The organism is Collinsella aerofaciens (assembly GCF_040915425.1).
Classification (GTDB): domain Bacteria; phylum Actinomycetota; class Coriobacteriia; order Coriobacteriales; family Coriobacteriaceae; genus Collinsella; species Collinsella aerofaciens_BW.
The window spans coordinates 18,026-36,411 of sequence record NZ_JBCPDN010000014.1 but is presented as its reverse complement, the minus strand read 5'-3'; the positions used below and the strand labels follow the sequence as shown (position 1 = coordinate 36,411).

The window sequence follows — 18,386 nt, the reverse complement described above, 5'->3', positions numbered from 1 at the left end:
CCGCATCTGATGGTGTCGACGTCAATGGTATACGGGTGCATCATCGACGTCTTCAATACAGAAGATATCAGTGCGGAATGTTCCGGAGAGAAACCCCCGTCACGCCCCCGGATCCCCTACGTTCACGGCCTTGAGGTCGGCGGGCGGAAAAGGACGTGGTTGTTGGGGAGACATGTCCCGGTTGCTGTTTCGCGCTTTGCGCGAAAGGCGCATCACTTTGGTGTGGACGGAGAACGTGGTCGTCGCGTTAACTTGTCCCGGGCATATTTCTGGGCTATTTCCCCCGCCATAAATTACCCTCGGCATACTTGCGCGAGCGATTGCTCGTGCTACACTTGCAATTGCTGTTTCAGGGCGGGGTGGAATTCCCCACTGGCGGTAAATCGGGCGGTGTCAAAGGGACGCCGTGGCGCAGGTGAGATGCGTGCGACCGAGCCGATGAGTCCGCGACCCGTGTGTGCGTTGGTTCGCATGCCGGCTGAACTGGTGAGATCCCAGTACCAACGGTTAGAGTCCGGATGAAAGAGGCAGGTGATCTTATGTCTGAACAGTCGCAGCATATCCATTTTGAGAACACGAATAGGTGGAGCACCAAACAGCTCGTTACCATGGCGCTGATGTGTGCCTTGGGCGCCCTGTTTATGTACGTGCAGCTGCCCATCCTTCCTTCGGCGCCGTTTTTGACCTATGACCCGTCGCTGGTGCCGGCGATGGTGTGTGGATTTGCGTATGGCCCTGGTGCCGGCACAGCTGTTGCCGCTATGGCGATCGTTATCCATGCGCTTACCACGGGCGATTGGGTCGGTGCGCTTATGAACTTGGTTGCCACGCTGGGCTATATTCTGCCTGCGGCTATCGTCTATCAGAAGATGCACACCTACAAGGGTGCCGTGATTGGCCTGGTGCTCGGCGTCATTGCCGCTACAGCGCTGTCTATGGTCGCAAACCTTACTATTGGCGTATGGTTCTGGTATGGCTCGGCCGATGTGATTCTGCCGCTCATGCTTCCCGCTGTTTTGCCGTTTAACCTCATCAAGACTGTGCTTAACTCGGTACTCACGCTGGCGGTGTACAAGGCGGTCTCTAATCTCATCACGCCCAAGAAGGACCAGGTCAAAGGCCGCGCATGATTGAGTGTCGGGGCGTTTCCTTTAGCTATGACGGTGCCGTACCGGCGCTCGACGGCGTCGATCTGAATATCGAGGACGGCGAGTTTTTCTGCATCCTCGGTGGTAATGGGTCGGGCAAGTCGACGTTTGCCAAGCATCTGAATGCACTGCTGCAGCCCGACGCGGGCACGGTACGCATCAACGGCATGGATGCGTCCGACCCCGAGCTGGTCTACGACATTCGTTCGACCGCGGGCATGGTGTTCCAGAATCCCGATGATCAGCTGGTGGCAACGCTTGTCGAAGATGACGTTGCGTTCGGTCCCGAAAACCTTGGCGTGCCATCGGCGCAAATTGCGCAGCGCGTACGCGAGGCGCTGAAGGGCGTGGGCCTGGTGGGCTTTGAGTGCCACGAGACCCATGCGCTTTCGGGTGGCCAAAAGCAACGCGTGGCGCTTGCCGGCGTGCTTGCCATGGAACCGCGCGTTCTCATTTTGGACGAGGCTTCCTCGATGCTCGATCCGCGTGGACGTAAGGGCCTCATGAAGGCTTGCCGCGCGTTGCACGCTCGCGGTATGACCATCGTGATGATTACGCACTTTATGGAAGAAGCCGCCGAGGCCGATCGTGTCGCGGTGTTTCGGGCGGGGCACGTTGCCATGCTCGGTACGCCCGAGGAAATTTTGACGCGGGCGGATGAGCTTGCGCAGCTCAACCTGGATATGCCGGAGTCGTGTCGTCTGGGCATGGCGCTTCGTACGAAGGGCGTGCCTGTTCATGCGCAGGTGCGCGAGGTGGATATGGTCGCTGAGATTGCGCAGGCTTATGCCGAGCGAAGTGGGGCAGACACCGCGGGACAGTCTTCCGCATCCCAGTTGGAAATCGCTGACGGCACTGTTCCGGTAGACAACGAGGACAACGCGTCGGAGCCCGTCATCGAACTATCCCATGTTTCGTACAGTTATTCGCTCAGTCCGCGCGAGCGCCACCGCTGGCACAAGCGCTCGGCCACTGCGGACAAATCGAACAAACAGGCTCTCTGGGGAAACGACCCAAGCAGCCCGTGGGCGCTGCGCGATGTATCGCTGACGGTGCGTCGCGGCGAGTTCCTGGGCTTGGCAGGTCATACCGGTTCGGGTAAGTCGACGCTGGTCCAGCATCTCAACGGTTTGATTCGCCCCCAGGAGGGATCCGTTCGCGCGCTGGGGCTCGATCTGTCAAACAAGAAAGACGCCGCCGCGGTTAAGGCCAAGGTCGGCGTGGTGTTTCAATATCCTGAGCGTCAGCTGTTTGCCGAAACCGTGGCGCAGGACGTGGCGTTTGGTCCGCATAACCTTGGCTTGCCGCAAGATGAAGTCGACCGTCGTGTCGAGTCATCGCTCTCACGCGTGGGCCTCGACCTTTCCACGGTCGGCGACAAGAGTCCCTTTGAGCTTTCGGGCGGTCAGCAACGGCGTGTGGCATTCGCCGGCGTGCTCGCCATGGAGCCCGAAGTCCTGGTGCTCGATGAGCCCATGGCGGGGCTCGATCCGGCTGCGCGCAGGGATTTCCTTGAGCTTATCGATCGACTTCACCGCGATGGCCTGACCGTTGTCATGGTTTCGCACAGCATGGATGACCTGGCCAATTGCTGCGACCGTATCGTCGTAATGAACGAAGGCGCGGTGTTTGCCGAGGGAACCCCCGTGCAGGTGTTTGCGCATGCGGATGAGCTTAAATCAATCGGCTTGGGTGTTCCCGCTGCCCAGCGCATGGCGCTGACGCTTGCGAAGGCAGGCGTGCCGCTGCGCTTTGACGGCCTCTATACGGTTGAGTCGCTGGCAGATGAGTTGGTGGACCTGCTAATCGGTCGCTCGGGCGGTCCTTCTAACGTCGCGGACATTGCTAAATCCAAGACGGTCGCGCGAGAGGAGGGCTGCTGATGGAGGCGTTTTCGTTTGGTAGTTACTATCCCAGCGATAGTGCAATTCACCGCCTGGACCCGCGAACCAAGTTGCTCTTGGGCTTTGTGTTTCTGATCACGACGCTCACAGTCAGCAGCTTCCGCGGACTGGCCCCTGTCGCAATTTTCGTCGTGCTGATCTATGCCGTGTCTCGGGTGCCGGTTCGTCGCGTTCTGTCGTCGATGGCGCCGCTGCTGGCAATCGTCGTCGTGGTCGCGGTGCTCAACTTGTTTACCGATCAGAATGGGCGCATCCTGTGGCAGCTCGGATTTTTGCAGATAAGCGAGGGCTCGCTGCGTTCTGCCGTCTTTATGGCGTGCCGCCTGACGTTGATGATGGCCGGCATGAGCGCCATTACACTCACCACGCCGACGCTCGATCTCACCGCGGGCTTTGAGCGCCTGCTCGCGCCGTTTGCGCGTGTGGGACTTCCTGCGCACGAGCTCGGCATGATCATGGGTATCGCGCTACGCTTTATGCCGCAGTTTGCCACTGAGATGAAGCAGACGGCCGATGCACAAGCAAGCCGCGGCGCGCGCGTGACGGGCGGTCCGCTCGGTGGCGTACGCATGCTCGGCAGTGTGGCGATTCCGCTGTTCACCGGCGTGTTCCGCCATGCCGAGACGCTGTCTGCTGCCATGGATGCACGCTGCTATCATGGCGAGCAGGGCCGCACGCGCCTGCATGCGCTTGCATTTGGCCGCGGCGATGCGTTTGCGGCGGTGGTGACGGCGTTGCTGCTCATCTGCGTCATCGTCATCAATCTTCAACTTGTTTAGGCGCGATTCGAGCGCAAGAAAGAGGTCCCTATGACCGACAACGACCGCACGGCTCAGCTTGAGCGCGCCTGTTCGTATCTCAGGCGCATTCCGGCGTGGTATCTGGCCACGACCGATGTGGCCGATGGACATCAGCCCCGCGTGAGACCGTTTTCGTTTGCCATGGTCGATGACGGTAAACTGTGGTTTTGCACGTCGCGCGACAAGGATGTGTGGGCCGAGCTCAGCGCGAATTCCAAGTTTGAGCTCTCGGGCTGGAAGCCGGGGGAATGTTGGATCGTGTTGACCGGCGAGGCCGCACTTGAGGACGACGCAGTTGCGAGCGACAAGGTGCGTCAAGCGGGTTTTAAGCACATGGTGGGCATCGGCGAGGAACACGAGAGCGCCAACGACGGCCGCCTTGCTTTCTTTTCGGTCCGCAACATTGCCGCCCGCTTCTGTGATATCGACGGCAGCGAGGAGCGCCTGGAGCTCTAGCTCACACAAACCAGGCTCTCAAACTGGCTAATACAGGAGGACACATGGACGGATTGAATACGGTGTTGGAGTATCTGACGTCGGTGCCGGCGTGGTACTTGGCGACGAGCGTGGACGGGCAGCCGCATGTGCGTCCGTTTTCGTTTGCGCAGATCCAGGACGGCAAGCTGTGGTTTGTGACGGCGCGCACCAAGGATGTGTGGCAGGAGCTGCTGCAAAACCAACGCTTTGAGGCCACGAGTTGGTGGCCGGGCCATGGCTGGCTTATCTTGCGCGGGCATGCGGGTCTGGATGACCAGGCCGCTCCCGATATGCGCGAGGCAGGCTGGAGGCACCTGGAGCGCCTAGGCGAGCACTACGAGGGCGCAGGCGATCCCACGCTCGTCTTCTTTAGCGTCGAGGATCCCGAGGCTTTTATCTGCAACCATGACGAATGGGTGCCGGTCAAGCTCTAAACGAGTCTCCCAGCAAGCTTCGACAATTCAAATTCTCGCATGTAGCGGGTCCCACATTGCAACGTCACCGTAAGGCGCACTGGGTAATATGGGGCCCGCATTTATTTGTCAATTCTTTCAAGCGAATGTGTCGGGATTGTTTCAATGCATGAATATGCAAGCCATTTACGTGTTCATGCATCTTTTGGTGCTAAAGTTTCAACCCACTTCATAACGACCACTGCGAAATGCGCATCGGTGCATAAATCGCAGACAAGGAGTCTGATATGTCATTGAAGGTTGGAATCGTCGGCGCGGCTGGATATGCCGGAGCCGAGCTCATTCGCCTCGTGCTCGGCCATCCCGAGTTTGAACTTGTTGCCATTACGTCCAACGCCGATGCCGGCCAGCCGCTGTCCGCGGTGTATCCGAGCTTTGCTGGCGTGAGCGATCTGGTTTTCACCACGCATGACGCCCCCGAGCTTAAGAGCTGCGATGCGGTTTTTCTTGCCGTGCCGCACACGGCTGCCATGGCACAGGTGCCCGCGCTGCTTGCCGCAGGCGTTTCCTGCTTCGATTTGTCTGCCGACTACCGTCTGAGCGATCCGGCCGTGTTCGAGGCGTGGTATGCCGCCGCGCATACGAGCCCCGAGCTGCTCAAGACGCGTGCTTTCGGCCTCCCCGAGCTGTTCTGCCAGGACTTAGAGACCGCTGCTTCCAGCCATGCCGACGGCAAACCCGTGCTGGTCGCCTGCGCCGGTTGCTATCCCACCGCAACGAGCCTTGCTGCCGCTCCTGCCGTGCGTGCGGGCTGGGTGGCCGAGAACGGTCCCGTGATTGTCGATGCCATCAGCGGTGTAACGGGTGCCGGCAAGTCCTGCAACGCTCGTACGCATTTTTGCAGCGCCGACGAGAACTTGGAGGCCTATGGCGTAGGCAAGCATCGTCATACGCCCGAGATTGAGCAAATCCTTGGCCTGACCGATCGCATCGTCTTTACCCCGCATCTGGCACCGCTCAAGCGTGGCCTGCTCTCCACGGTGACGCTGCCGCTCACGCCGCAGGCCATCGACTCCCTGGCTCTTGAGGACGTTGTCGACTATTACAAGCAGTTCTATGCCGGTCGCACCTTTGTGCGCGTGCTCGACGCCGACCAGCAGCCCAAGACGGCTTCGGTCGTCGGCACCAACGCCGCCCAGATTGGCCTCGCGCTCAACAAGCGCGCAGGCGTGCTGGTGGCGACGGGCGCCATCGACAATTTGTGCAAGGGTGCTGCGGGCCAGGCGGTCCAGTGCGCCAACATCGTTTTTGGCTTTGACGAGCGACGAGGCTTGCTCACAGTGGCGTGCCCGGTGTAGCACATTCGATTGTTAGCGATTTGGTAGTCGGGTATCGAGTTGGGCGCCACTTTTAAGCTGGTCTAGTAGTTGCGACCGGTATGGCGTGCCAGCCGATGCCCGCTTTTTTGTTTGATATAAGGAGTCGTAGGGACGATGAACACCGACCTGATTGATATCAAGATTCGCGCCGTCGAGGGCGGCGTTACGGCTGCGGCTGGTTTTAAGGCTGCAGGCATCCACGCTGGGTTCCGCAAGAACCCCGAGCGTCTGGATTACGCGCTCGTCGTGCCTGATAAACCCTGTCCCGGCGCCGGCGTGTTTACGACCAACCGCTTTTGTGCGGCGCCCGTGCAGGTGAGCCGTGCCAACCTGGGCGGTGCGGACAAGGGCTATGGCATTATCGCCGGTGTTTCAATCAACTCTGGCAATGCCAACGCCGCCACGGGTGAGACCGGCCTTGCATGCGCGCGCGAGACATGCAGCATCGCATCGCAGGTCATCGGCTGCGAGCCCCAGCAGATTCTGGTTGCCTCCACGGGTGTGATTGGCCAGATTCTGCCGATCGACACGTTTGAGACCGCCATTCCTGCTGCCTACGAGGTACTTTCCGCCCACGGTGGCGCCGATGCCGCTCGCGCCATCATGACGACCGACACGCACTCCAAGGAGTACGCCGTGTCCTACGTCAGCGAGGCTGCGGGACACACAGGCAATGCCTATACGGTGGGCGGTATGTGCAAGGGCTCGGGCATGATCATGCCCAACATGGCCACCATGATCGCGGTCATCACTACCGATGCCCCCGTCGAGCCGGCGGCGCTCCACGCCCTGCTGCTCTCGACCGTCAAGCAGACCTTTAACAAGGTAACGGTCGATTCCGACACCTCGACCAACGACACCTGCATCATGCTTGCCTCCGGCGCCGCTGCCGCAGATGCCGAGCCTATCGTCGAGGGCTCCGATGCCTTCGACGAGTTGGCATTTGCCGTGCACGAGGTGTGCGAGAGCCTGGCGCGCAATATCGCCGCCGATGGTGAGGGCGCATCCAAGCTTGTTACGGTCAACGTTACCGGCGCCGTGAACGACGAGGAGGCCGATATCGCCGCCCGTGCCGTTGCCAACTCGCCGCTCGTTAAGACCTGCATCGCCGGCCACGACTGCAACTGGGGCCGTGTTGCTATGGCACTCGGTAAGTGCGGCGTGAAGTTTAATCAGGAAGACGTTTCCATTGACATGATGGGCATGCCTGTCTGTCACGACGGTCTGACTGTTCCCTTTGACGAGGACGAGGCTCTGCGACGTTTCGAGGCGCCCGAGATCGTGATCTCGGCCGACCTGGGCGCAGGCGACGCGGCAACGACTGTGTGGACCTGCGACCTCACGCATGAGTACATCTCCATCAACGGCGACTACCGTTCCTAGATTCCGGGCACGCTGCGCATCTTGCCGCGATTGCGGACAGCGGAGCACGGCGCGATAACGATACGAAAGACGAGGCAGATTATGAAATTCGCACGCGATTGTCGTTCGAGCGAATCCAACGAAGCAACCGCGCAGCTGCTGTTCGAAGCGCTGCCGTGGATTAAGAACCTGACCGGCAAGACGGTTGTTATCAAATATGGCGGAGCCGCCATGGTTGATGAGCAGCTGCGCCGCGACGTGATGAGCGACATCGTTTTGCTCAAGATCATCGGTATGCGCCCCGTCATCGTGCACGGCGGCGGCAAGGCTATCAACGAGGCGCTGAGCCATTACGATATTCCCGTCGAGTTTAAGAACGGCCAGCGCGTGACCACGCCGGCGACTATGGATATCGTGCGCGAGGTGCTGGGCGGCAAGGTTAACCAGGAGCTGGTTGCTGCCATCAACCACCACGGCAACCTGGCCGTGGGCGTGTCGGGCAGCGATGCCGGCACGCTCATCGCCGAGCCGCTCGACCCCGAGCTCGGTCGCGTGGGCAAAGTGACGCACGTCAACACCGACTATATCGAGCGCTTACTCGATAGCGAGTACATCCCCGTCATAGCTACCGTCGCGGCGGGGGAGGACGGCGGTTTCTTCAACATCAACGCCGACACCGCCGCCGGTGCCGTTGCCGCGGCGCTCCACGCGCATAAGGCGATCTTTTTGACCGATGTCGATGGCCTGTACAAGGACTTTAGCGACAAGGACTCGCTTATCTCCAACCTAACGCTCGACGAGGTCAACGAAATGCTCTACGGCGGCGAGGTCGATAAGGGCATGATTCCTAAGCTGCGTGCGGCCGTCGATGCGCTTACCGGCGGCGTATTTCGTGCCCACATCATTAACGGTACCACGCCGCATTCGCTGCTCCTGGAGCTGCTGACCGATGCCGGCGTCGGCACCGTGATCCATTCCACCGAGACAGCTTACGAGTTCGATACGCATCCGCATCCGCTTTCGACGTTTGCTGCGCGTCTGACCGAAAACCTTGACGAGGTCGAGAAGCTTCAGACGGTCTAGCTGACCCGCAGCCGCCCCATTCCTGCACCCATAGCCCCGCGCCGTCTGGCGCCCAACGAAAGGCATCCCATGTCACTTGCAGCTCAGCAATCGCTTGAATCCCATTACGTTATGCATACCTTTGGCCGCTCTCCGGTCGAGTTTGTCGAGGGTCACGGCATGAAGCTCACCGGCGACGATGGCCGTGAGTACCTCGACTTTCTTGCCGGCATCGGCGTGTGCAGCCTAGGTCATGGCGACCCGGCTGTGCTCTCGGCGCTCGAGGCACAGACCAAAAAGCTCATGCATGTCTCCAATTACTTCTACATCGAGCAGCGCGGACAGGTCGCGGCGCTGCTGTCCAAGCTTGCTAACGACGACGTAGATGGTGCGCGCGTGCTTGCCGATGCCATTGCCGCCGGCGATGAGACCACGGCAGCTGCTCTTGGTGCCCCGGCTGCGGATGAGCAGGTTTGGGAGACCTTCTTTGCCAACTCTGGCGCCGAGGCCAACGAGGGCTCGATGAAGCTCGCGCGCCTGTACGCCAAGCGTGCCGGTAATGGCGGCAACACCATCGTGTGCATGCGCGGCGGCTTCCACGGCCGTACGCTCGAGACCATTGCCGCCACCATGCAGGATTGGCTGCAGGACAGCTTCCGCCCGCTGCCGGGTGGCTTTGTGGCTTGCACGCCCAACGATGTGGACGAGCTGCGTGCGATCTTTAAGCAGCTGGGGAGCGAGATTTGTGCCGTGATGCTCGAGCCGATCCAGGGTGAGAGTGGCGTGCACCCCATGACCGAGGAGTTTATGGCGACAGCGCGCGACCTGGCACACGAAGTGGGCGCCGTGCTTATCGCCGACGAGGTCCAGTGCGGCATCTTCCGCTCCGGCAAGCCGTTTGCGTTCCAGACCTATGGCGTGGAGCCCGACATCATGAGCCTTGCCAAGGGCATTGCCGACGGCGTGCCCATGGGTGCCGTCGTGGCAAAGAAGGAGATTGCCGACGTGTTTAAGCCGGGCGACCACGGCTCGACCTTTGGCGGTAGCTGCTTGGCCATCGCGGCGTGCGCCGCGACGCTCTCCGCGCTCGTGCGAGGCGATTATGCCGACCATGCTGCCAAGGTAGGCGCCTATATGGAGGCAAAGCTCGCCAAGCTGCCGCACGTGACCGAGGTGCGTGGCCGCGGCTTGATGCTCGGCTGTGATTTGGATGATGCCGCGGGCGACGCGCATGATGTTGTTGCCCGCGCGCTGGCCGCCGGTGCCGTGATTAACGCTACGGGTGCCCATACGCTGCGTTTCCTGCCGCCGCTCGTCTGCGAGGAAGCCGACGTGGACAGTCTGATTGAGATCCTGTCGGGTGTCTTGGGCTAACGCGGTGCAATAACTCAATTTTGACCGGGTTCCGGACTGCGGACGTGTCCTATGCGGCATGATTCAGCGGTCTGGAGCCCGTTTTGCCTTAGATTTGCTAAGGCAGGGAGACCTGCTGGTCAAAAAACATCAAATATGAGTACTGTTACCGATTTGGTAGCAGCAATTTTGGACTAATAAGGCCAGATAGCAAGTCGAAATGGCGATGAAAGCATGATTTTGATCCAACTGTTAGTTCTTATAATGGACATATGTTGCGTAACTTAAGCAAATACTATCTTTTTATATGTTGCAAACAAAGCAGCAGTACTCATTTTTGCCATTATTTGGCCACGGACCTTGAAATAAGGGGTCCTTAGGGTTCGAATCCCATGCGCTGGGCCCAAACAAAAAACGGTCCCCTTGCGAGGACCGTTTCCAATTCAGTGGTGGGCGATGAGGGATGTCCGCGTGCGGCTGGCGCCGCCCGCGCCCCGCTTCGTCGCTCCGCTCCTCGCGTGCTGCGCTGGAAAACGCTTCGCGTTTCCTCAGCTCCGCACCCTTGCGGGTTCGAATCCCATGCACCGGGCACAAAAAAGAAAGGCCTCCATCGCTGGAGGCCTAACAATTCAATGGTGGGCGATGAGGGATTCGAACCCCCAGCCTTGTGCGTGTAAAGCACCTGCGCTAACCGTTGCGCCAATCGCCCGTGCGGAGAGAGTATAGCAAAACAATCGCCCCATTCACCTCATATCCATTAAAGGTAACTGGCGCGTGTCACAGCGGAGCTGATTCAGTTGAGATTGCCTGAACATTCCGCCCCTCTTTACGCCCTCGGGTATACTCAAAAGCTACTGATTCGATTTGATGCCCAGCAACAGCAGAGGGGATAGTATATGTGCGGTTTTGTCGGTTTTGTCGGTGGGACGGATAACCAATCCGAGGTGCTCACCAAGATGATGGACCGCATCGTCCATCGCGGTCCCGACATGGGCGGTCAGTTTATCGACGGCCGCGTTGCCCTCGGCTTCCGCCGCTTGTCGATCCTCGACCTGACCGAGGCCGGCGCTCAGCCCATGGCCAACGAGGACGGCAGCGTCGTCATTGTCTTCAACGGCGAGATCTACAACTTCCAAGAACTCCGTTCCGAGCTCGAGGCCAAGGGCTACAAGTTCCACTGCGGCGCCGACACCGAGAGCCTCCTACACGGCTACGAGGAGTGGGGCGAGGCCGTACTCGATCGTTTGCGCGGTATGTACGCCTTCGTCATCTGGGACAAAAAGAAGAATAAGCTTTTTGGCGCCCGCGACATCTTTGGCATCAAGCCGCTTTACTACTATCCCATGGCCGATGCGGGCGACGGCGCTCCGGGCGTGCTCTTTGGTTCCGAGATCAAGAGCTTCTTGGACTACCCGCACTTCCACAAGGCGGTCAACAAAAAGGCCCTGCGTCCGTACATGACGCTGCAGTATTCGGCAACCGAGGAGACCTTCTTCGAGGGTGTCTACAAGCTGCCGCCGGCGCACTACTTTACCGTCGATATCCCGACCGGCAAGATGAACATCGAGCGCTACTGGGATTGCGATTACTCTGCCGTCGAGAAGCCGTTCGAAGAGTATGTCGACGAGCTGGACGAGGTCGTGCACGAGAGCGTCGAGGCCCATCGCATCGCCGATGTCAAGGTCGCGTCGTTCCTCTCCGGTGGCGTCGACTCCAGCTACATCGCCGCTTGCCTTATGCCCGACAAGACCTTCTCGGTGGGCTTTGACTACAAGAATTTCAACGAGACCAACTACGCCAAGGAGCTTTCCGATAAGCTCGGCGTCGAGAACGTTCGCAAGATGATCACCGCCGACGAGTTCTTCGGTGCGCTCGAGGACATCCAGTATCACATGGACGAGCCGCAGTCCAACCTGTCTTCCGTGCCGCTGTGGTTCTTGGCCGAGATGGCCCGCAAGGACGTTACCGTCGTGCTTTCGGGCGAAGGCGCCGACGAACTCTTTGGCGGCTACGCCTACTACGAGGATACGGTCCCGGTGCGTAAGTACAAAAAGATGGTTCCGCTGCCCATCCGTCGCGCGCTCGGTAACCTGGCGCTGCATATGCCGTACTTCAAGGGACATAACTTCCTGGTCAAGGGTGCCGAGATCCCCGAGAAGTCGTTCCTGGGACAGGCTCTGGTATGGCCGGAGCGCGAGGTCGACGGCGTGCTCAAGCCCGAGTACAACACCGGCGACGGCGCCTTCGAGCTTGCCGCTCCCATCTATGCGCGCGTGAAGGGTCAGCCCGAGCTGGTCAAGAAACAGTACCTGGACATGAACATGTGGCTCCCGGGCGACATTCTGCTCAAGGCCGACAAGATGTGCATGGCGCACTCGCTGGAGCTGCGCGTGCCCTTCCTGGACCGCAAAGTCATGGAATTCGCCGAGCACATTCCCGACCGCTACCGCATCAACGAGAACGGCAACAAACAGGTACTCCGTCACGCTGCCAACAAGTCGCTGCCCGATGAGTGGGCCACCCGTCCCAAGGTGGGCTTCCCGGTGCCGATTGTCTACTGGCTGCGCGAGCAAAAGTGGTACGACTATGTCAAGGAGTACTTCACCGCGCCGTGGGCAAGCGAGTTCTTCGATACCGACGAGCTCATGCACCTGCTCGATCTGCACTTTGCGGGCAAGGGCGATTTCCAGCGCAAGATCTATACGCCGCTCGTGTTCCTAGTGTGGTACAAGCGCTTCTTTATCGACGAGGACCAGCCCGCTGTTCAGGCTGCCTAGCCTCGGCTTACGAACGCCTGCGCGTAACGGCTCCTCCGGGAGCCGTTTTTGCGTGGGTGCGTTTCAGTTACTATAAAAGCCGTCCCTGCCAAATGGCTGAGAAAGGTGAAAGATGCACCATTCGGATTCCGCGACCGTGACCACGGTCGATACGCTTGCCAAGCTTCTCGACGTGTGCGGCGAGCTGCGCGCATCAGAGCAGGTTGACGAGCGCGCCGTGACCGGCTGCTCGTTTGATTCGCGCGCGGTCTCGGCAGGTGACGTATTCTTTTGCAAAGGTGCTGCCTTTAAGCCCGCGTTTTTGAGCATGGCGCTCGATGCGGGCGCCGTCGCATTTGTGTGCGAGGAGTCGCTGGTCGAGTCTCTGGAGCCGCTGGCGAAGGAGAGCGGTGCTGCGATGCTGGTTGTTGATAGTGTTCGCACGGCCATGGCCCTGTTGCCGCCGGAGGTCTACGACCGTCCCGACCACGACGTCAAGATCGTGGGCATCACCGGTACCAAGGGAAAGACCACGGCCGCTTTTATGCTCCAGTCGATTATCAAAGCGGCGGGCGAGTCCTGCGGCATGATCGGATCGGTGAGTACCGACGATGGTATCGAGTGCTACGAGAGCACCAATACTACGCCCGAGGCCCCCGAGGTCTGGCGCCATATCGCCAACTGCCGCACGTCCGGTCGCCAGTCCATGGTCATGGAGGTTTCGAGCCAGGCGCTCAAGTACCAACGCGTCGAGAATCTGCCGTTTGACGTGGCGTGCTTCCTCAACATCGGCCGCGACCACATCTCGCCGATCGAACACCCCACGTTTGAGGATTATTTTGAGAGCAAACTCAGGATCTTTGACCAGGCAAAGACCGCCGTGGTGAATCTGGGCACCGAAGAGGTCGACCGTGTGCTGGAGGCAGCGTCGACGGCCGAGCGCTTGGTGACCGTTGGCGTCGAGCATCCCGAGGCAAGTCTGTGGGCGAGCGACGTACGCATGGTCGGCTTTAGCATCGAGTTCAACTTGCATGGCCTGTGTGCCGACGAGTCCGAGGCGGGGGAGAAGGTCCTGCTGGGCATCGCGGGCGACTTTAACGTGGAGAACGCGCTGGTCGCTATCGCCGCCGCGCGCGAGATCGGCATCGGTATCGAGGCTATCAAGAAGGGCCTCTCCAAACTGCGTGTGCCGGGCCGTATGGAGGTCGTGGAGTCGAAGGACGGCCGCGTGATCTGCGTCGTCGACTATGCGCACAACCAGCTTTCGTTCCGTTCGCTTTTCTCGTCGGTCAAGCGCGCGTTTCCCGCCAGCCCGGTCATCGCGGTGTTTGGCGCTGCCGGCGGCAAGGCGCAGGAGCGCCGCGAGCAGCTTCCGCGCGAGGCCGCACCGTATTCCGACCTGATGATCTTTGCCAATGAGGACCCGGCTCACGAGGACCCGATGAAGGTCTGTCGCGAGCTTGCCGAACATGTTCCCGACGATACGCCGAACAAGATCATCCTCGATCGCGAAGCTGCCGTGCATGCGGCGTTCAAGGCGGCGCGCGAGGAGTACGTCAACCCCGATGCTCCTACCATTGTCTTGCTGCTGGCAAAGGGTGACGAGGAGCTCATGCACGTGGGCGACGAGTTCGTGCCCATCGAGAGCGACCTTTCGTTGGCCAATCGCCTGATCGATGTTACCCAGTTTGACTAATGAACCATGATGGCGGCGGCGCCCTGAGTGCGCTGTCGCCATAAGCGTGTTCCCTCAATCAAAACATGCCGTCCAAGTCCAAACCCTTCTACGTAAACGGAGTAACCATGTCCCACAATACCCTGCCGACCGTCGCTGAGCTTTCGGGCGAGATGCGCGAGCGCTTGGCCAAGGTCAAGTACGTTTTTACCGACCTGGATGCCACGATGCTCGCACCCGGCTCGTGCGTGCTGCGCGACAACGACGGCAACCCCTCGACCAAACTCGTCGAGGCCGTCGTGGCGCTCGCTCGCGCTGGTATTCAGGTGGTTCCCACCTCGGGCCGCAACCGTACCATGATCCACGAGGACGCGCGCGTGCTCGGCCTCAACTCCTACATCGGCGAGATGGGCGGCCTGGTCATGTACGACCTCAAAGCCAACGATTGGGAGTATCTGACCGGCGACATGCCCTACGACCCCTCTTGCGGCCTCACGCCGCACCAGGTGATCGAGCAGACCGGCGTGTGCGAGAAGATTCTTGCCCGCTGGCCGCACAAGATCGAGTACCACAACGACATGTCGACCGGCTACAAGTACCGTGAGGTCACCGTCGGCATGCGCGGCGATGTGCCCGACGATGAGGTCCAGGCCATCCTGGACGAGGCCGGCTGCGGTCTGATCTGGGCTTGCAACGGTCACCTGACTCACCTGTCCAAGCCGACGACGCTCGAGCTCGATCGCGTCGAGGACGGTCGCGCATTCAACATCAACCCCGCGGGCCTCAACAAAGGCGTCGCCATTGCGCGCTTCTGCGAGCACCTGGGGATCGAGCGCGAGGAGACGTTGGCGCTCGGCGACTCCGAGTCCGACTTCTACATGGCCGATCATGTGGGCACGTTCTGCCTGGTCGAGAATGGCCTGACGAGTGCCGGCGCGCCCGAGTTCCTGGCTGCGTGCGAGAACGCTTTCGTTACGCGTGGCAAAATTGTCGACGGTTGGGCGGCGACGGCAGAGCTGCTGGTCGCGGCGCGTTCGTAGCGCGCCCGCCGCACTTGGACATGTCTTTTCGAGAGAGACTGGTGAGGTAATGTCCGATATCGAGAATCCGGCAGGCGACACGCGCCCGATTGGCGTGTTCGATTCTGGTTTGGGCGGTCTGACGGTTGCGCGCGCCATCGCGACGGCGCTGCCGCACGAGTCCGTCTACTACTTTGGCGACACCAAGCGCTGCCCCTACGGCACCCGTACCGAGGATGAGGTGCGCTCGTTTGCGTTGCAGGCGGGTCGTTGGCTTTCGAAGCACGACGTCAAGATTATGGTCATCGCCTGCAACACGGCGACCGCTGCGGCCTTGCGTCTGGCCCAGCAGGTGCTCGACGTTCCCGTGATCGGTGTGATCGCGCCGGGTGCCCGTGCGGCAATCAACAGCACGCGTACGCGTCGCGTGGGCGTGCTCGCCACCAACCTCACTATTCGCTCGGGCGCCTACACGCGCGCCATTCAGGACCTGGATGCCGGCGTCGATGTATACGGCTGTCCTGCCTCGAGCTTTGTCGAGGTTGTCGAACACGAGCTCGCCTCGGGTGCACATCTGCAGGAACAGTGGCTTGAGAACGAGGATATCTTCGATACGCCTGCCGTGCGTGCGCTGGTGGGTGCCACGGTTGAGCCGCTGCGCGACCACGGTATCGACACCGTGGTGCTCGGCTGTACGCATTTCCCGCTGTTGGTGGGACCTATCCGCCATGCGCTGGGGCCTGGAGTGCGTGTCGTGAGTTCCGCCGAGGAGACCACACGCGAGCTGACCGATATCCTCACGCGCCGCGAGCAGCTGGCGGGCGACGCCGCCGAGCCGCAGCATCGTTTTGCCACGACGGCTGATAACATTGCCGAGTTTGCGGTGGCGGGCAGCTTTATCTTTGGTCAGCCGCTCAAGAGCATCGAACATATCGATATCGATGAGCTGAAATAGATGTAAGGCAGCCGCCAAAGCCTCCGCCACATCTTTTGCCGAAAGGAAATTTCTATGGAGTACATGCAGGTCAACCGCGCCAACGGCCGCGCCGCCAACGAGTTGCGCCCCGTTAAGCTCACCCGTGGCGTCATGAAGCACGCCCACGGCTCGTGTTTGGCCGAGTTCGGTGACACGCGCGTGCTGTGCGCCGCCACTATCGAGGAGGGCGTACCGGGCTGGCGAAAGGGAGCTAAGGCCGGCTGGGTGACCGCGGAATACGCCATGCTGCCGGCGTCGACCGGCAAGCGCTGCAAGCGCGAACACGCCAACCGCAAGGGTCGCTCCATGGAGATCGAGCGCCTCATTGGCCGCAGCCTGCGTACCGTCGTCAACATGAAGGCGCTCGGCGAGTACACCGTCACCGTCGACTGCGATGTGATTCAGGCCGATGGCGGCACGCGTACAGCGAGCATCACCGGCGCCTGGGTGGCGCTGCACGACGCCCTCGCCATGTGGGTCGAGGCGGGCAAGATCGAACGCATCCCGCTTATCGGCCAGGTGGCTGCCATCTCCATGGGCGTTGTCGACGGCAATACGCTGCTTGACCTCGATTATTCGGAGGACAGCCATGCCGAGGTCGACATGAACCTCGTCGCCACCGACACCGGCGAGATGATCGAGCTCCAGGGCACCGGCGAGCAGGCGCCCTTTGACCGCAAACGCCTCAACGCCCTGCTCGACCTGGGCGACAAGGGTATCGCCGAACTCATCGAGCTTCAGCGCCAAGCCATCGCCTAACCTGCCAAAAGGGACGGGTTTATTTTGGTAGGTTTTATCTGCTGAAATGCTGCGTTGAAAGGTCCGATCGCCTGAGAGGGGAGAGGTCAAGTGCCCAAACGCCCCTCACGCGGCATTGCTATAGAGACAAGGAGGCCAGTCATGGCACTTGAGAAGATTGACATCGACACCCTCGACCCGGCGGCGACCATCGTCGTGGCAACGGGCAACGCCCATAAGCTCACCGAGATCGAGGCCATTTTGGGCAAGGTCATGCCCGAGGTGCGCTTTGTGGCGCTCGGCCAGCTGGGTGATTTTGAGGATCCCGAGGAAAACGGCACGACGTTTTTGGAGAACGCCATCATCAAGGCCCAAGCCGCGGTTGAGGAGACGGGCCTTATGGCCATTGCCGACGATTCGGGCTTGGTCGTCGACGCGCTGGACGGTGAGCCCGGTGTGTATAGCGCGCGCTATGCGGGCGTGCACGGCGACGATGCCGCCAACAACGCCAAGCTTCTCGTTAACCTGGAAGGCGTGGCAGATGAGGACCGCACCGCGCGCTTTATGAGCGTCGTCGCGCTCATCGACACGGACGGTCTGGTTACCTATGGCGAGGGCGCCTGCGAGGGCGTTATCGCGCACGAGGGCCGCGGCGACCATGGTTTTGGCTATGACCCGCTGTTCCTGCCGGTCGACACGCCGGGCAAGACCATGGCCGAGCTGACGGCTGACGAGAAGAACGCCATCAGCCATCGATTCCACGCGCTCGAGCACCTGTCCGCCAAACTGACGGGCGAGGAGTAGGCCGTGCGCGCGGTGGTGCAGCGCGTACTCAACGCCGGCGTGACGGTCGACGGCGAGTGCGTGGGCAAAATTGGGCGCGGCTATCTGGTGCTGCTTGGCGTGGGCCACGGCGATACGCGCGCTGAGGCTGATAAGCTGTGGGGCAAGCTCCGCGGGCTGCGTATCAACGAGGACGAGAACGGCAAGACCAACTTGGCGCTTGCCGATGTCGACGGTGAGGTACTCGTGGTGTCGCAGTTCACGCTGTTTGCCGACTGCCGCCACGGCCGCCGTCCGTCGTTTACCGATGCAGGCGCCCCCGATGTTGCCAACGAGCTCTACGAGTACTTCCTGACGCTCGTTCGCCAAGATGTCGAACACGTGGCGCACGGCATCTTTGGCGCCGATATGAAAGTCGACTTGGTCAACGACGGCCCATTCACCATCGTCTTGGACACCGATAGTCTGTAAGTAGTCAATTTGGGACCGGGCTTTTTTAGCTACTTGCGTATGGCCACAACAGGGTGCTATAGTATTAGAG

General features: G+C 60.6%; 16 protein-coding genes, 1 tRNA gene and 1 riboswitch. Of the genes, 16 read left to right on the top strand and 1 reads right to left on the bottom strand.

The genetic code is table 11. From position 1 onward, the window contains the following. The first annotated feature begins 341 nt into the window (after nt 1–341). Nucleotides 342–534, top strand: a riboswitch (FMN riboswitch). 5 nt (nt 535–539) lie between these two features. The 9 genes from AB5164_RS03385 (at nt 540) to AB5164_RS03345 (ending at nt 9,919) form a co-directional block, all read left to right on the top strand. Then, the gene (locus AB5164_RS03385; RefSeq protein WP_229030478.1) at nt 540–1,130 is read left to right on the top strand and encodes an ECF transporter S component; all 591 of its coding nucleotides are present in this window, start codon (nt 540–542) and stop codon (nt 1,128–1,130) included. Continuing rightward, nucleotides 1,127–3,031, top strand: coding sequence for an energy-coupling factor transporter ATPase (locus AB5164_RS03380; RefSeq protein WP_368142709.1), 1,905 nt, complete (start codon nt 1,127–1,129; stop codon nt 3,029–3,031). The genes AB5164_RS03385 and AB5164_RS03380 overlap by 4 nt, the downstream gene beginning before the upstream one ends. Next, the gene (locus AB5164_RS03375; protein ID WP_368142708.1) at nt 3,031–3,831 is read left to right on the top strand and encodes an energy-coupling factor transporter transmembrane component T family protein; all 801 of its coding nucleotides are present in this window, start codon (nt 3,031–3,033) and stop codon (nt 3,829–3,831) included. Before AB5164_RS03380 ends, AB5164_RS03375 begins: the two co-directional genes overlap by 1 nt. Before the next feature lie 30 nt (nt 3,832–3,861). Further along, nucleotides 3,862–4,308 carry a pyridoxamine 5'-phosphate oxidase family protein gene (locus AB5164_RS03370; RefSeq protein ID WP_347479509.1) on the top strand — a complete coding sequence of 149 codons (447 nt, stop codon included), beginning with the start codon at nt 3,862–3,864 and terminating at the stop codon, nt 4,306–4,308. Nucleotides 4,309–4,352: 44 nt separating this feature from the next. Then, nucleotides 4,353–4,763 carry a pyridoxamine 5'-phosphate oxidase family protein gene (locus tag AB5164_RS03365; RefSeq protein ID WP_347479511.1) on the top strand — a complete coding sequence of 137 codons (411 nt, stop codon included), beginning with the start codon at nt 4,353–4,355 and terminating at the stop codon, nt 4,761–4,763. 266 nt (nt 4,764–5,029) lie between these two features. Then, nucleotides 5,030–6,100, top strand: coding sequence for an N-acetyl-gamma-glutamyl-phosphate reductase (gene argC, locus AB5164_RS03360; RefSeq protein ID WP_347479513.1), 1,071 nt, complete (start codon nt 5,030–5,032; stop codon nt 6,098–6,100). A 135-nt stretch (nt 6,101–6,235) separates the two neighbouring features. Next, on the top strand, nt 6,236–7,504 hold the full coding sequence (gene argJ, locus AB5164_RS03355) for a bifunctional glutamate N-acetyltransferase/amino-acid acetyltransferase ArgJ (protein ID WP_368142707.1): 1,269 nt from the start codon (nt 6,236–6,238) through the stop codon (nt 7,502–7,504). 81 nt (nt 7,505–7,585) lie between these two features. Next, nucleotides 7,586–8,566, top strand: coding sequence for an acetylglutamate kinase (gene argB / locus AB5164_RS03350; RefSeq protein WP_055252306.1), 981 nt, complete (start codon nt 7,586–7,588; stop codon nt 8,564–8,566). Nucleotides 8,567–8,635: 69 nt separating this feature from the next. Then, a complete protein-coding gene (locus tag AB5164_RS03345) occupies nt 8,636–9,919 on the top strand; it encodes an aminotransferase class III-fold pyridoxal phosphate-dependent enzyme (protein ID WP_368142706.1) in 1,284 nt (427 codons plus the stop codon). A 612-nt stretch (nt 9,920–10,531) separates the two neighbouring features. Here AB5164_RS03345 and AB5164_RS03340 read toward each other — a convergent pair. After that, nucleotides 10,532–10,607 (bottom strand) — tRNA-Val (locus AB5164_RS03340). Between the two features lie 187 nt (nt 10,608–10,794). Between AB5164_RS03340 and asnB the strand changes: the two genes are divergently transcribed. The 7 genes from asnB to dtd all read left to right on the top strand — a co-directional run bounded on the left by asnB (nt 10,795) and on the right by dtd (nt 18,316). Next, nucleotides 10,795–12,675, top strand: a complete 1,881-nt coding sequence (gene asnB / locus AB5164_RS03335; RefSeq protein ID WP_117563808.1) for an asparagine synthase (glutamine-hydrolyzing) — start codon at nt 10,795–10,797, stop codon at nt 12,673–12,675. A 112-nt stretch (nt 12,676–12,787) separates the two neighbouring features. After that, the gene (locus tag AB5164_RS03330; protein WP_368142705.1) at nt 12,788–14,350 is read left to right on the top strand and encodes a Mur ligase family protein; all 1,563 of its coding nucleotides are present in this window, start codon (nt 12,788–12,790) and stop codon (nt 14,348–14,350) included. A gap of 107 nt (nt 14,351–14,457) precedes the next feature. Continuing rightward, on the top strand, nt 14,458–15,369 hold the full coding sequence (locus tag AB5164_RS03325) for an HAD family hydrolase (RefSeq protein ID WP_238057636.1): 912 nt from the start codon (nt 14,458–14,460) through the stop codon (nt 15,367–15,369). A 49-nt stretch (nt 15,370–15,418) separates the two neighbouring features. Further along, nucleotides 15,419–16,303, top strand: coding sequence for a glutamate racemase (gene murI / locus AB5164_RS03320; protein ID WP_035137557.1), 885 nt, complete (start codon nt 15,419–15,421; stop codon nt 16,301–16,303). A 54-nt stretch (nt 16,304–16,357) separates the two neighbouring features. Next, nucleotides 16,358–17,083: a ribonuclease PH gene (gene rph / locus AB5164_RS03315; RefSeq protein ID WP_195232425.1), complete on the top strand. Its 726-nt coding sequence runs from the start codon at nt 16,358–16,360 to the stop codon at nt 17,081–17,083. 141 nt (nt 17,084–17,224) lie between these two features. Next, nucleotides 17,225–17,866: an RdgB/HAM1 family non-canonical purine NTP pyrophosphatase gene (gene rdgB, locus AB5164_RS03310; protein ID WP_022094898.1), complete on the top strand. Its 642-nt coding sequence runs from the start codon at nt 17,225–17,227 to the stop codon at nt 17,864–17,866. A 3-nt stretch (nt 17,867–17,869) separates the two neighbouring features. Then, nucleotides 17,870–18,316, top strand: coding sequence for a D-aminoacyl-tRNA deacylase (gene dtd, locus AB5164_RS03305; protein WP_040358996.1), 447 nt, complete (start codon nt 17,870–17,872; stop codon nt 18,314–18,316). Nucleotides 18,317–18,386 lie beyond the last annotated feature (70 nt).

Bases quoted from the DNA above. Each gene is read 5' to 3' on its own strand.
- AB5164_RS03385 (WP_229030478.1), top strand. From the start codon at position 540: ATGTCTGAACAGTCGCAGCATATCCATTTTGAGAACACGAATAGGTGG.
- AB5164_RS03380 (WP_368142709.1), top strand. From the start codon at position 1,127: ATGATTGAGTGTCGGGGCGTTTCCTTTAGCTATGACGGTGCCGTACCG.
- AB5164_RS03375 (WP_368142708.1), top strand. From the start codon at position 3,031: ATGGAGGCGTTTTCGTTTGGTAGTTACTATCCCAGCGATAGTGCAATT.
- AB5164_RS03370 (WP_347479509.1), top strand. From the start codon at position 3,862: ATGACCGACAACGACCGCACGGCTCAGCTTGAGCGCGCCTGTTCGTAT.
- AB5164_RS03365 (WP_347479511.1), top strand. From the start codon at position 4,353: ATGGACGGATTGAATACGGTGTTGGAGTATCTGACGTCGGTGCCGGCG.
- argC (WP_347479513.1), top strand. From the start codon at position 5,030: ATGTCATTGAAGGTTGGAATCGTCGGCGCGGCTGGATATGCCGGAGCC.
- argJ (WP_368142707.1), top strand. From the start codon at position 6,236: ATGAACACCGACCTGATTGATATCAAGATTCGCGCCGTCGAGGGCGGC.
- argB (WP_055252306.1), top strand. From the start codon at position 7,586: ATGAAATTCGCACGCGATTGTCGTTCGAGCGAATCCAACGAAGCAACC.
- AB5164_RS03345 (WP_368142706.1), top strand. From the start codon at position 8,636: ATGTCACTTGCAGCTCAGCAATCGCTTGAATCCCATTACGTTATGCAT.
- asnB (WP_117563808.1), top strand. From the start codon at position 10,795: ATGTGCGGTTTTGTCGGTTTTGTCGGTGGGACGGATAACCAATCCGAG.
- AB5164_RS03330 (WP_368142705.1), top strand. From the start codon at position 12,788: ATGCACCATTCGGATTCCGCGACCGTGACCACGGTCGATACGCTTGCC.
- AB5164_RS03325 (WP_238057636.1), top strand. From the start codon at position 14,458: ATGTCCCACAATACCCTGCCGACCGTCGCTGAGCTTTCGGGCGAGATG.
- murI (WP_035137557.1), top strand. From the start codon at position 15,419: ATGTCCGATATCGAGAATCCGGCAGGCGACACGCGCCCGATTGGCGTG.
- rph (WP_195232425.1), top strand. From the start codon at position 16,358: ATGGAGTACATGCAGGTCAACCGCGCCAACGGCCGCGCCGCCAACGAG.
- rdgB (WP_022094898.1), top strand. From the start codon at position 17,225: ATGGCACTTGAGAAGATTGACATCGACACCCTCGACCCGGCGGCGACC.